The sequence below is a fragment of the Staphylococcus sp. EG-SA-17 genome, from assembly GCF_017151845.1.
Lineage (GTDB): Bacteria > Bacillota > Bacilli > Staphylococcales > Staphylococcaceae > Staphylococcus > Staphylococcus aureus.
Map to the genome: position 1 here is coordinate 1 of NZ_JACVZO010000015.1, position 14,080 is coordinate 14,080.

Here is a 14,080-nt window from a genome sequence, read left to right on the forward strand (position 1 = left end):
ATAGCTGTAATAATAATACTAGTAATTATTAGTAGGGCACTGAATATGTCTAATACAAAGACAATACTGTATGGTGCTTTCCATGAACCTAGCTCTACGCGTATTGGTCCATGTTTAACAACATTTGCTAAATTGATAATTGCCGCGACCAAGGTTAATAATGTACCGCCTAGTGCGACATAACGCTTTATAATAGGACGCTTTCCAATAAAGACAAGTAATATGGCTGTAATTACTGGAATAACTAGCGTTAACACAAGCATATTACTTTCAATCATCTTCTGGAACTCCTTTCATACTCTCAACGTTATCTGTGCCTAATTCTTTATATGTTCTAAATGCTAATACTAAGAAAAAGGCTGTTGTCGCAAAGGCGATAACGATTGCTGTTAAAATAAGTGCTTGCGGGATAGGATCAACATAGCTTTTTACGTTCGCTTCATAAATTGGAACAGTACCATGTTTAAGTCCGCCCATAGTTATTAAAAATAAATTTGCTGCATGTGTTAATAGTGTAGTTCCCATAACAATTCGTATCAGACTTTTAGACAAAACGAGATAGACACTAATTGCTGTGAGAATACCACTAACAAAAATCATAATAATTTCCACTATTCGTTCTCTCCAATCGAAATAATAATTGTCATGACAGTACCAACTACTGCACATAAAACACCGAAATCAAAGAATACTGCTGTTGTCATATGAACAGGTTCTAATATAAATAACGGTATATCAAATGTGACATGCGTAAAGAAATTTTTGCCTAAAAACCAACTTGCGATAGGCGTCGCAATACAAAAAACTAATCCGATACCTATCAAGATTTTAAAATCTAACGGGAAAATTTTACGCATTGTTTCTATATCAAATGCAATCGTAATGATAACAAGTGAACTTGCGAATAATAACCCGCCGACGAAACCGCCACCAGGTGTATAATGTCCTGCTAAGAAAAGTGAAAAACCAAAGACCATTACCATGAAAAAGATAATAACTGCAGCAAATTGCAAAATTAGATCATTTTGTTGTCTATTCATGATTTTTCACCTCGTTACCTTGCGTTTGACGCTTTTTACGTAATTTAATCATTGTATATACAGCTAATCCTGCGATACCAAGTACAGATGACTCGAATAAAGTATCCATACCACGGAAATCAACAAGTATGACGTTTACCATGTTTTTACCGTGAGCTAAATCATAAACGTGCTCTTGATAAAACTTAGATATCGATTCAAAATGTCTATTTCCGTATGCAATTAAACCGATAATAATGACGGACAAACCAACTCCACCAGCAATTAAAGCATTAGTAAGCTGGAATGAGCGCTTTTCATTATAACGATTTAAATTTGGTAAGTGGTAGAAGCATAATAAGAACAATGCTGTTGAAATAGATTCAACGACAAACTGTGTCAATGCTAAGTCGGGTGCTTTAAAGAATATAAACAATACAGACACAGCATATCCAACTGCACTTAACATAATAATGCTAAATAATCTTGATTTAGCGAAAAGAATTAAAAAGGCAGCACTTAATAATAAAATTACGATACAAACTTCGAAAATTCTAATCGGACTAACGTCTTTAAAATTAATGTTGAAAGGTACTGAGAATATAGTGACAAATGTTAATAAAATTAATGTACCAAAAATGATAACTAAATTATTACGTGAATAATCGGTAACATAGCTATTCGTCATCTTTTCAGAGTAGTTTGGAATAACATTTGCACTTCTGTTGTACCAATAATTGAATGTTAGTTTACCAGGTTGTCGTTGCAACAATTTCACCCAATAACTAAATGTCACAATTAGTAAGATACCTAAAATATAAATCACTAATGTTGATAAAAAGGCAGGCGTTAATCCATGGAACATATGGAATTCAACATCATCAATTACCGTATGATTAATCGAAGATGTAGCAGGTTCAATAATCGAATTAGTTAAAATGCCAGGGAATAAACCGAATACAATTACTAATGTAGCTAAAATAGCTGGTGATAAAAGCATTAATATTGATACTTCGTGTGCTTTTTTAGGTAATTGTTCAGGTTTATATTGTCCGAAAAATATATGCATTATAAATTTAATTGAATATACAAATGTGAAGACACTGCCCACTATACCAATGATTGGGAATAGGTAGCCTAATGTATCAACACTGAATAAATTTGCTTGGCTTGCTGTAAATGTTGTTTCTAAAAATGATTCTTTTGATAAGAAACCATTGAACGGTGGTACACCAGCCATACTTAATGCTGTAATAACAGTGATTGTAAATGAAATAGGCATAATTGTTAGTAAGCCACCTAATTTCTTAACATCACGTGTACCAGTAGAATGATCCACTGCACCTGTAATCATAAATAGGGCACCTTTAAATGTTGCATGGTTGATTAAATGGAATATTGCAGCCGTAAATGCAGCAGCATATATTTTGCTATCATCGCCTTGATAGTGATAACTAATGGCACCGATTCCAAGCATCGCCATAATCATACCTAATTGGGATACTGTTGAAAATGCCAGTATACCTTTCAAGTCTTGTTGTTTTGTTGCGTTTAGCGAAGCCCAGAATAACGTAATTAAACCAACGAGTGTGACAGTCCATATCCAACCTTGCGATGCTGCGAAGATTGGTGTCATTCGAGCGATTAAATATAACCCTGCTTTAACCATTGTTGCTGAATGAAGATAAGCACTCACTGGTGTAGGTGCTTCCATTGCATCTGGTAGCCAAATATAAAATGGAAACTGAGCAGATTTTGTAAAAGCACCAATCATGATTAAAATCATCGCAAAAATGAAGAATGGGCTATTTTGAATTTCAGAAGCATGTTGAATCATGTACTGAATGCTAAATGATTGTGTTGGTATAGCGAGTAAGATGATACCACCTAATAATGATAGACCACCAAATACTGTGATTATGAGCGATTTTTGAGCACCATATATAGATGCTTGTCGTTCGCGCCAGAATGAAATAAGTAAAAAACTAGAAAATGACGTTAGCTCCCAGAATAAATATAGAATAATAACATTATCTGAAAGTACGACACCTAACATTGCACCCATAAATAGTAATAAATAACAATAAAAATTCCCTAGTTGTTCTGACTTACTTAAGTAGCCGATTGAATATAATACTACTAAACTGCCGATTCCTGAAATAAGCAAACTAAAGAGTAAACCTAAGCCATCAAGATATAAATCAAAGTTCATACCAAAATGAGGCATCCAATTTAAGGTTTTCATTACAGTATTACCTGACATCGTCGTTTTAATTAATGTAAGCATATAAATAAATATGACGATAGGGACAGGTAATACGAACCATCCTAAATGTATACGTTTAAAAAATCTATACAGGATAGGAATAATGAGTGCGAATATTAACGGTAATATCACCGCAATATGTAACAAACTCACTATGTTGTCCTCCTTTAAAAAATATTTATGTTATTCATTATACATGAATGATATAGTTCTGAAAAACGTACACACTCCTTGTTGTGCTTTATTTTCAGAAGTATTTAAATAAGAAGAAACACGTCATTTTTTATTTAAAATTTTCTTTGTATTGAAGTGAATAATCTTCTTTTAAGCGTGCTAAACTAGCTAAAGACATTTCAGCATGTTTTGTTTGCTGAGCTTTAAGTTTAGTTTCTAAATCTGTAATTGCTTGTTGAAGTGAATCTTCATAGCGCAATACATCAACATTGAAGTCGCGTAATTGTGAACGTTTCGTATAGCGTTTTTCAAAATGGCTTAATGCTTTGCGTTCATGGAAAAATACACCTTCAGTTTCAGTAGGGTTATGTAAATCACCTTGTTTCGGGTGTTTGATAACTTGTTCAACTTTAACAAGGACATCGTCTCCATTTTCTTCAACAATCGTGACACCATAGCTACCTGTTTTGTGTGAAAATCGATATAACTTCATGCTATTTTCCTCCCTTAAAAGTATGTTAATATATATGTATCATAACATGAATGGAGAATATAAATGGCTAACTATCCACAGTTAAACAAAGAAGTACAACAAGGTGAAATTAAAGTGGTTATGCACACAAATAAAGGTGACATGACATTCAAATTATTTCCAAATATTGCACCAAAAACAGTTGAAAATTTTGTGACACATGCAAAAAATGGTTATTATGATGGAATAACATTCCACCGTGTCATTAATGACTTCATGATTCAAGGTGGCGATCCAACAGCTACTGGTATGGGTGGCGAAAGTATTTATGGCGGTGCTTTTGAAGATGAATTTTCATTAAATGCATTTAACTTATATGGCGCATTATCAATGGCTAACTCAGGACCTAATACAAATGGTTCACAATTTTTCATTGTTCAAATGAAAGAAGTACCTCAAAATATGTTAAGTCAACTTGCAGATGGTGGTTGGCCACAACCAATCGTTGATGCATATGGCGAGAAGGGTGGTACACCATGGTTAGATCAAAAACATACTGTATTCGGTCAAATCATTGATGGTGAAACTACATTAGAAGATATTGCAAATACAAAAGTGGGACCACAAGATAAACCACTTCATGATGTTGTAATTGAATCTATTGATGTTGAAGAATAAAATCTAAACATAATTAACTACCAACATTTTAAACTCGGATAAAGCTAATTTATGAATGGATTAGTATATATTCCAACGAAAACAAATAAACTAACATGATGAGCAATCTCAATATATTTATCAAGAAAGCACAGTTTTTAAATAGATGTGTATTCTAAAGATAATAGTTGAGGTTGCTTTTTATGTTTTTACAGAGAATTGCTATTCAAATAGTTAATAAATTGAAAACAAAGTAGCTGGATATCATATTGATTTAGATAGGAATTTGTTGCTGATTTTATTTGTAAATCCAAGTTTGTAGTATTCTTATTCATTTATAAAATAATATTCGTATGATTTGATGTTTTAATTAGTCCACCATTTCGATTTGTGCTATGATAATAGTGTTAAGTAAACGAAATAAGGGGTTATTAAGTTGAATAACTACAAAATTGGCCAACATATCAAGGTGCGTGTAACTGGTATTCAACCATACGGTGCGTTTGTTGAGACCCCTAATCATACTGAAGGACTGATTCATATATCAGAAATTATGGATGACTACGTTCATAATTTGAAGAAATTTCTATCAGAAGGCCAAATTGTTAAAGCTAAAATTTTGTCTATAGATGATGAAGGAAAGCTTAATCTATCATTAAAGGATAATGATTACTTCAAAAATTATGAGCGTAAGAAGGAAAAACAATCAGTATTAGATGAAATCAGAGAAACAGAAAAATATGGGTTTCAAACACTTAAAGAACGCTTACCAATCTGGATAAAACAGTCAAAGCAAGCAATTCGAAACGACTAAAGGAACAGATAAATCGTACCGAAAATCATACAAAGGGTCTGAAATGAAAGTTTCTTAGACTATAAAAGAGATTAGTATCTATTAAATTTTATTAGATACTAATCTCTTTTTGTCTACGATAACGTAATATGATTGATTCTATTTACACGTACAAATGGTTTAAGGTGACATATCCATTATCTTTGATAGATAGAATCGTTGATTTGCAATATTGTATGTGGATTTGTTTTTTTAATTTATTTTAGAAATGAGAACTACAACTTAAAGTATTAAACGAATTGCAACTATATAAACAGATAATTGGAGAATGAAAAAATTACATGTTATAGTCAACTCAATAATTTTAAGGAGGAATTAAGTAATGAAAAGTAAATACGAACCATTGTTTGATAAAGTAGAATTACCAAATGGAGTAGAGTTGAGAAATCGATTTGTGTTAGCCCCTTTAACACATATTTCTTCAAATGATGATGGTACTATTTCAGATGTAGAACTTCCTTATATTGAAAAGCGTTCACAAGATGTTGGTATTACAATTAATGCTGCGAGTAATGTGAGTGATGTCGGAAAAGCATTTCCAGGACAGCCATCAATCGCGCATGACAGTGATATTGAAGGACTAAAACGATTAGCTACAGCAATGAAGAAAAACGGTGCCAAAGCACTCGTACAAATACATCATGGCGGTGCACAAGCATTGCCTGAATTAACACCTGGTGGAGACGTCGTAGCACCAAGTCCAATTTCTTTAAAAAGTTTCGGTCAGAAACAAGAACATAGTGCTAGAGAAATGACGAATGAAGAGATTGAACAAGCAATCAAGGATTTTGGTGAAGCAACGCGACGTGCAATTGAAGCAGGGTTTGATGGTGTTGAAATACATGGTGCGAATCATTACTTAATTCATCAATTTGTATCACCATACTATAATAGTAGAAATGATGTATGGGCAAATCAATATAAATTCCCGGTCGCTGTGATTGAAGAAGTGCTTAAAGCGAAAGAAGCGTATGGCAATAAAGACTTTATAGTTGGATACAGATTGTCTCCGGAAGAAGCGGAGTCTCCAGGAATCACAATGGAAATTACAGAGGAACTCGTTAATAAAATTAGCCATATGCCAATCGACTATATTCATGTTTCAATGATGGATACGCATGCAACGACACGTGAAGGTAAATACGCTGGACAAGAAAGACTGCCTTTAATTCACAAATGGATAAATGGTCGTATGCCACTTATCGGTATTGGTTCAATTTTCACAGCTGACGAAGCTTTAGATGCAGTTGAAAATGTTGGTGTTGACTTAGTAGCTATTGGTAGAGAGCTACTACTGGATTATCAATTTATTGAGAAAATTAAAGATGGACGCGAAGATGAAATTATTAATTACTTTGATCCAGAGAGAGAAGATAATCATCACTTAACTCCTAATTTATGGCATCAATTTAATGAAGGGTTCTATCCATTACCACGTAAAGATAAATAAGTGTTTAACTGTTACCACTAATGATATTGTGTATACAATTTGTTAGTGGTTTTCAATATTTATAAATAAAAATATTCTTAGTAAAATATACTTTTGATTAAGTGTAAAATTATCAATTCTTTTGCTTGTAATCATTTAAGTAATTATGTCATTATAAATGTAAGGGTTTTCAAAATAGACAAAATTAATGAAACTTAGTGATTATTTCATCTTTTTTGGTGGAAAAGTATCTGCTTTGAAAACTAATGTAATTATTTGGATAATGTTTCATGTATAATAGTTATAAATGATGAAAAGGGGAGATATGATGACTAAATCTGAAAAAATTATTGAGTTAACAAATCATTACGGAGCACATAATTATTTACCATTGCCAATTGTCATTTCAGAAGCTGAAGGGGTATGGGTTAAAGATCCTGAAGGCAATAAATATATGGATATGTTATCTGCATATTCCGCTGTTAACCAAGGTCATAGACATCCGAAAATTATTCAAGCATTAAAAGATCAAGCTGATAAAGTGACTCTAGTTTCACGTGCTTTTCATAGTGATAACTTAGGTGAATGGTACGAAAAAATTTGTAAACTGGCAGGTAAAGATAAAGCTTTACCAATGAATACAGGTGCTGAAGCAGTAGAAACAGCTTTGAAAGCAGCACGACGCTGGGCATACGATGTTAAAGGAATTGAGCCAAATAAAGCAGAAATCATTGCATTTAATGGTAACTTCCATGGTCGAACAATGGCGCCAGTTTCATTATCTTCAGAAGCAGAATACCAACGTGGTTATGGTCCGTTATTAGATGGATTTAGAAAAGTTGATTTTGGAGATGTAGATGCATTGAAAGCTGCAATTAATGAAAATACTGCAGCAGTTTTAGTAGAACCAATTCAAGGTGAAGCGGGTATAAATATACCGCCAGAAGGATATTTGAAAGCAATTAGAGAATTATGTGATGAACATAATGTCTTATTTATTGCTGACGAAATCCAAGCAGGATTAGGTCGTTCGGGTAAATTATTTGCTACGGATTGGGATAATGTAAAACCTGATGTCTATATTTTAGGTAAAGCACTAGGTGGTGGTGTCTTCCCAATTTCTGTTGTATTAGCAGATAAAGAAGTATTAGATGTCTTTACACCTGGCTCACATGGTTCAACATTTGGTGGTAATCCACTTGCTTGTGCTGCATCAATTGCTGCATTAGATGTTATCGTTGATGAGGATTTACCAGGGCGCTCTTTAGAATTAGGAGATTATTTTAAAGAACAATTAAAGCAAATTGATCATCCATCAATTAAAGAAGTCCGTGGACGTGGTTTGTTTATAGGTGTGGAACTTAATGAAAGTGCTAGACCATATTGTGAAGCTTTGAAAGAAGAAGGCTTATTATGTAAAGAAACGCATGATACTGTCATTCGTTTTGCACCACCATTAATTATTACTAAAGAAGAATTGGACCTTGCACTTGAAAAAATAAGACACGTATTTCAATAATGTCAAAAAGTTGTAACAATCAGTTTGTAAGGGCTTTAAAAAGGAATACGTTATGTTACAATATGTTTGAAAGCGAAATCATTAGGTAAAGAAGAGGCGAAAAGGATCATGACTGAGAACAATAATTTAGTAACTTCTACTCAAGGAATTATTAAAGAAGCATTGCATAAATTGGGATTTGACGAAGGAATGTACGATTTAATTAAAGAACCTTTAAGAATGTTACAAGTGCGTATCCCTGTACGAATGGATGATGGTACTGTTAAAACATTCACAGGTTACCGTGCGCAACATAATGATGCTGTTGGACCAACAAAAGGGGGCGTGCGTTTCCACCCAGATGTTGATGAAGAAGAAGTAAAAGCATTATCAATGTGGATGACTTTGAAATGTGGCATTGTAAACTTACCATACGGTGGTGGTAAGGGTGGTATCGTTTGTGATCCACGTCAAATGAGCATTCATGAAGTTGAACGTTTATCACGCGGATATGTAAGAGCAATTTCACAATTCGTAGGTCCGAACAAAGATATTCCAGCACCAGATGTATTTACAAACTCACAAATTATGGCTTGGATGATGGATGAATATAGTGCATTAGATAAATTTAATTCACCAGGTTTCATCACAGGTAAACCAATTGTATTGGGTGGTTCTCATGGACGCGACAGATCAACTGCACTAGGTGTAGTTATTGCAATTGAACAAGCTGCAAAACGTCGTAATATGCAAATTGAAGGTGCCAAGGTTGTTATTCAAGGTTTCGGTAATGCCGGAAGTTTCTTAGCTAAATTCTTATATGATTTAGGTGCAAAAATTGTAGGTATCTCTGATGCTTACGGTGCATTACACGATCCAAATGGCTTAGATATAGATTATTTATTAGACCGTCGTGATAGTTTTGGTACGGTAACAAATTTATTTGAAGAAACAATCTCAAATAAAGAATTGTTTGAATTAGATTGTGACATTTTAGTACCAGCGGCTATTTCAAACCAAATTACAGAAGACAATGCACATGATATTAAAGCTAGCATCGTTGTTGAAGCTGCTAATGGACCTACAACACCAGAAGCAACACGTATTTTAACTGAACGTGGTATATTATTAGTTCCAGACGTATTAGCAAGTGCTGGTGGTGTAACGGTTTCTTACTTCGAATGGGTACAAAATAATCAAGGTTATTATTGGTCTGAAGAAGAAGTTAATGAAAAGCTACGTGAAAAATTAGAAGCGGCATTTGATACGATTTACGAATTGTCTCAAAATCGAAAAATAGATATGAGACTTGCAGCATATATCATAGGTATTAAACGTACAGCAGAAGCAGCTAGATATCGTGGTTGGGCATAATTAATTATCATATGTGATTTAACGAGCTTGGGACAGAAAACAAAGCCCTAAGCTCGTTAATTTTATTTTAGCAGTAGTTGACTGAATAAAAATACACTTGTAACAAGCTTATTTCAAAAATAGCCGGGGCCCCGAACACAGAGAATTTCTAATTAAACGGTCAACTATATATAGTTGATTAAAAAGACAGCAGTAAGATATTTTCTATTCGGAAATATCTTACTGCTGTCTTTTTTAGTAATAGCTATATTTTTGTATTTATGTTTTCTAGTTTAACAATACTACTTAATGACTTCTTTATATTTGTCAGCGAAATTTGTAAAGACACCATCAACGCCGTATTTATTTAATCGTAACATATCAGCTTTTTCATTTACTGTATAAGGATGTACTATAAAACCTAAGTCTTTTAAATGATGGGTATTTTGTTCAGTTAAATCTGTATAATCAGGACCTAATCCAATCGCATAAGAGCGTATCTCTTTTAAGCGTTGGTCGTTAAATTGTTGTAGTTCACCTTTATCAACTAATTTTACTAATGGCACATGTTTATTTTGACGATGAATTTTCTTTAAACTTTCGTCAGAAAATGATTGAATCATTACATGTCCATTTTTTAATTTATTGTTATTTAAAAGGTGATGCTTTTTCAATGAAGCTAATAATTGTTCTTCCATTCCTGGGTATACATCAGGTGACTTTGTTTCAATATAATAGTTTGCATTCGGGCCATAACGTTCTAAAATTTCATCTAAAGTGGGTACTTTAGCATTTTTATAACTTGCTCTTGCGTATTTTGGATATTTTTTATTAAACCAACTTCCTGCATCTAACTGTTTTAATTCATCAAGGGTATAATCCTCAACTTTACCGTGTCCATTTGTTGTACGGTTAACAGTTTCATCATGCATAGCAACTAAATGGCCATCTTTGGTACGTTGTAAATCAATTTCGATATAAGATGCTTTTAACTCATTATGACTCTTATCATATGCTTGAAACGTATGCTCGGGTGCATAGCCACTTGCGCCACGATGTGCGATAGTAGTGAATCGCTCATTCGTTAAATTTGTATGCCATTGAATAGCCTGAGGTTTATTTGCAATTTGATTTGTTTGTTCAGCGCCAGCAGTAGGTACTGATAAAAATCCCATAGTAAAAACAGCAGAAGCAGCCATAAATTTAGTGAAGCTTTTCGAAGAGTTAGTCATAGTCTTTATCCTTTCATCTCTTTATTTGTAGTCTAACAATTTTAAAATACTACAAAAACCTGCTTGTGAAAACGCTTTACACATTTCTTTTACAATTTATAACATTTCTGTAATATAAATTTAAAAGAATTATCAAACATTTTAGGAATCTTAAAAATGTGATTTTCAACAAGACGAAGAGAGCATTAAAATACCCACAATGTAATTTTAATAGACATTGTGGGTAGGTAGATTAACGTATTTATTGTGATAGTAATTGTTTAGCAACATCAAGTTGTTGTTTGACCGATGATTGACCTGTTGAACCGTAACTTTGACGTCGTTTTAAACAATTTTCAGGCTGCAAATAATCGTAAATATCGGCATCAATACTAGAATGATGTTGTTGATATGTTGCTAAAGGAACATCTAATAAATAATGACCTTGTTGTATACATTCTAAGACAATTTTTCCTACAATTTCATGTGCAGTTCTAAATGGAATATTTTTAGTTACTAAATAATCTGCTAGTTCCGTTGCATTTGAAAAATCTTCTTTAACAGTTTGATTGAGTTGTTCTTTATTAATTGTCATCGTTTGAATCATACCTTCGAAAATACGTAAAGAACCTTTAATTGTATGGACAGCATCGAATAAACCTTCTTTATCTTCCTGCATATCTTTGTTATATGCTAGAGGTAATCCTTTTAAAGTCATAAGCATGCTCATTAAATGACCAGTCGTTCGACCAACTTTACCTCTAATTAATTCTGCCATATCAGGATTTTTCTTTTGTGGCATAATAGATGAGCCAGTTGAAAATGCATCTGATAATGTAATGAATTTAGCTTCGTCTGTGGACCAGAAAATAATTTCCTCTGCAAAGCGTGATAAGTGAACCATCGTTAAAGAAATATTATGCAATGTTTCAATAATATAGTCTCTGTCACTAACAGCATCTAGGCTATTCTCATAGAGACTGCCAAAGTTCAACAATGCTGTTGTCTCGTGTCTATCGATAGGGTATGTGGTACCACTTAAGGCTGCTGCACCTAAAGGATTAATATCGATTCGTTTTAAACTATCTTCAAATCGTTGTTGGTCTCGTTGTAACATCCAAAAATAAGTCATAATATTATGTGCAAATGAAATTGGCTGTGCACGCTGTAAATGAGTATAACCAGGCATAATTGTATCAACATTATTGGAAGCGATGTCTACAATTACACTTTGTAACGACTTAATTAATGCGATGATATCTTGCACTTGTTTCTTAGTGTACAAGTGCATATCTGTTGCAACTTGATCGTTTCTACTGCGTCCAGTATGCAACTTACCACCAGCATCACCAATACGTTTAATTAATTCATGTTCAATATTTAAATGAATATCTTCTAATGATGCACTAAATTGAATTTGATCTTGATGATAATCATGTTGAATAGATTTTAGTCCTTGTATAATTTGTTCGCTGTCTTGTTGACTAATAATGCCTTGATTCGCAAGCATAGTTGCATGTGCAATGCTGCCTTCGATATCTTGATCTATGAGCGTTTGATCAAAAGTAATGGATGCGTTAAAGTCGTCAACCCACTCTTCAGGTTGTACTTCAAATCTACCGCCCCAAGCTTTATTGCTCATTGCTATAGCCTCCATGCAACATCGCATTTACTTGAGTAGGTAAACCATAGATATCGATAAAGCCAACAGCAGCGTCTTGATTAAATGCATCTTCTTTTGTATAAGTTGCTAATTTTTCATCATATAATGTGTAAGGTGATTTTCTACCATTTACGATGGTATTACCTTTGAATAATTTAATTCTGACATCACCACTTACGTATTGCTGAGTACTATCAATAAATAATTTTAAGCTATCAGTTAAAGGTGAGAACCAAAGTCCATTGTATAGTTGTTCAGCAAATTGCTTCTCGATGATTGGTTTAAAGTGTGCGACATCTTTCGTTAACGTAATCGTTTCTAATGCTTTATGCGCTTTTAAAATAACTTCTGCAGCAGGTGCTTCATAAATTTCTCTTGATTTGATACCTACAAGTCTATTTTCTACATGGTCAATTCTTCCGATACCATGCTTACCAGCTAATGCATTCAACGTTAAAATTAAATCGTCTAATTCATATGTTTTGCCATCAATTTGAACTGGGATGCCTTTATCAAACGTTAAAATGATTTCATCAGCAGTATCTGGTGTTTCTTCTAAAGCATTTGTTAGATCGAACGCATCCTCTGGTGGCGCAGCATAAGGATCTTCTAAAATACCACATTCATTCGCTCTGCCCCATAGATTTTGATCGATAGAATAAGGTGAATCATGGTTGATTGATACAGGGATATTATGTTTAATTGCATAATCGATTTCTTCTTCACGACTCCATGCCCACTCACGTACAGGTGCGAATGCTTTCAATGATGGGTTTAATGCTTTAATGGCAACTTCGAAACGTACTTGGTCATTCCCTTTACCAGTACAACCATGTGCAATACCTACTGAATTTGTTTTCTCAGCAATCTCTACTAATTTTTTAGCGATTAATGGTCTTGATAAAGCTGAAACTAATGGATATGCATTTTCATACATTAAATTTCCTTTGATTGCATAACTTACATACTCATCACTAAATTCTTTTGTTGCATCAATAATATGACATTCAACTGCTCCCATATCTAAAGCTTTTTTATAAACGATGTCTAAATCTTTACCTTCACCAACATCTAGGCAACAAGCTACAACATCGTATCCTTTGTCGATAAGCCATTGAACGGCCACACTTGTATCTAGTCCTCCTGAATATGCTAAAACAATTTTCTCTTTCATAAAATTCACCTCATTGTAGTTATCTGAATATTTCGTATGAACACATGATAGCAAACTTTTAATGAAAATAAAACCATTATTTTACATATTTATTCATAAAATGCGATAGAGATAGTTAGAGTTGTAAGTATAAATGCTTATTTATCAATGTTTAAAAGTATTTTAAAAAACATGCAAATTGTATAAAAAATGTTTGAGTGTTTGACGCCAGTTTGAAATGTTTGTTGAAAAATAGGTGTGAAACGTCACATAAATATCAATTTTATTGATTAAGTACAAACTTGTGAATTGAATCGCAAACGTAAACTTAG

At 33.3% G+C, this 14,080-nt stretch carries 12 protein-coding genes and 1 pseudogene; 5 read left to right on the top strand and 8 right to left on the bottom strand.

Going from position 1 to position 14,080, the window contains the following annotated elements; genetic code table 11:
* The 5 genes and pseudogenes from IDG65_RS08395 to IDG65_RS08415 all read right to left on the bottom strand — a co-directional run.
* Nucleotides 1-278: pseudogene (locus IDG65_RS08395) on the bottom strand (Na+/H+ antiporter subunit D); the annotation flags it as partial.
* Complete coding sequence (mnhC1, locus tag IDG65_RS08400) at nucleotides 271-612, bottom strand: Na+/H+ antiporter Mnh1 subunit C (protein ID WP_000402803.1); 342 nt, start codon at nucleotides 610-612, stop codon at nucleotides 271-273. The pseudogene IDG65_RS08395 and the gene mnhC1, both read right to left, overlap by 8 nt.
* Nucleotides 612-1,040: a Na+/H+ antiporter Mnh1 subunit B gene (mnhB1, locus tag IDG65_RS08405; RefSeq protein WP_001081626.1), complete on the bottom strand. Its 429-nt coding sequence runs from the start codon at nucleotides 1,038-1,040 to the stop codon at nucleotides 612-614. The genes mnhC1 and mnhB1 overlap by 1 nt, the downstream gene beginning before the upstream one ends.
* Nucleotides 1,033-3,438: a Na+/H+ antiporter Mnh1 subunit A gene (gene mnhA1, locus IDG65_RS08410; RefSeq protein WP_000054604.1), complete on the bottom strand. Its 2,406-nt coding sequence runs from the start codon at nucleotides 3,436-3,438 to the stop codon at nucleotides 1,033-1,035. Before mnhA1 ends, mnhB1 begins: the two co-directional genes overlap by 8 nt.
* A 130-nt stretch (nucleotides 3,439-3,568) precedes the next feature.
* Nucleotides 3,569-3,952 carry a kinase-associated lipoprotein B gene (locus tag IDG65_RS08415; protein WP_000781162.1) on the bottom strand — a complete coding sequence of 128 codons (384 nt, stop codon included), beginning with the start codon at nucleotides 3,950-3,952 and terminating at the stop codon, nucleotides 3,569-3,571.
* Nucleotides 3,953-4,015: 63 nt separating this feature from the next.
* Here IDG65_RS08415 and IDG65_RS08420 point away from each other — a divergent pair, with 63 nt between their 5' ends.
* From IDG65_RS08420 to IDG65_RS08440, 5 genes are all read left to right on the top strand, one after another.
* Entirely contained in the window at nucleotides 4,016-4,609 is a 594-nt protein-coding gene (locus tag IDG65_RS08420) for a peptidylprolyl isomerase (RefSeq protein ID WP_000035058.1), read from the top strand.
* Nucleotides 4,610-5,024: 415 nt separating this feature from the next.
* The gene (ygs, locus tag IDG65_RS08425; protein WP_001067293.1) at nucleotides 5,025-5,402 is read left to right on the top strand and encodes a S1 domain-containing post-transcriptional regulator Ygs; all 378 of its coding nucleotides are present in this window, start codon (nucleotides 5,025-5,027) and stop codon (nucleotides 5,400-5,402) included.
* A 361-nt stretch (nucleotides 5,403-5,763) separates the two neighbouring features.
* Complete coding sequence (locus tag IDG65_RS08430; RefSeq protein WP_000838036.1) at nucleotides 5,764-6,891, top strand: NADH-dependent flavin oxidoreductase; 1,128 nt, start codon at nucleotides 5,764-5,766, stop codon at nucleotides 6,889-6,891.
* Nucleotides 6,892-7,198: 307 nt separating this feature from the next.
* Entirely contained in the window at nucleotides 7,199-8,389 is a 1,191-nt protein-coding gene (locus tag IDG65_RS08435; protein WP_000167314.1) for an ornithine--oxo-acid transaminase, read from the top strand.
* A 108-nt stretch (nucleotides 8,390-8,497) separates the two neighbouring features.
* The gene (locus tag IDG65_RS08440; protein ID WP_000138487.1) at nucleotides 8,498-9,742 is read left to right on the top strand and encodes a Glu/Leu/Phe/Val family dehydrogenase; all 1,245 of its coding nucleotides are present in this window, start codon (nucleotides 8,498-8,500) and stop codon (nucleotides 9,740-9,742) included.
* A gap of 281 nt (nucleotides 9,743-10,023) precedes the next feature.
* Here IDG65_RS08440 and IDG65_RS08445 read toward each other — a convergent pair whose 3' ends face one another.
* The 3 genes from IDG65_RS08445 to IDG65_RS08455 all read right to left on the bottom strand — a co-directional run bounded on the left by IDG65_RS08445 (nucleotide 10,024) and on the right by IDG65_RS08455 (nucleotide 13,769).
* The gene (locus tag IDG65_RS08445; protein WP_000185319.1) at nucleotides 10,024-10,953 is read right to left on the bottom strand and encodes a glycerophosphodiester phosphodiesterase; all 930 of its coding nucleotides are present in this window, start codon (nucleotides 10,951-10,953) and stop codon (nucleotides 10,024-10,026) included.
* A 241-nt stretch (nucleotides 10,954-11,194) separates the two neighbouring features.
* Nucleotides 11,195-12,574 carry an argininosuccinate lyase gene (gene argH, locus IDG65_RS08450; protein WP_000066061.1) on the bottom strand — a complete coding sequence of 460 codons (1,380 nt, stop codon included), beginning with the start codon at nucleotides 12,572-12,574 and terminating at the stop codon, nucleotides 11,195-11,197.
* Nucleotides 12,564-13,769 (bottom strand): argininosuccinate synthase, encoded by a 1,206-nt coding sequence (locus IDG65_RS08455; protein ID WP_000660047.1) that lies wholly within the window; start codon nucleotides 13,767-13,769, stop codon nucleotides 12,564-12,566. The genes argH and IDG65_RS08455 overlap by 11 nt, the downstream gene beginning before the upstream one ends.
* Nucleotides 13,770-14,080: the final 311 nt, after the last annotated feature.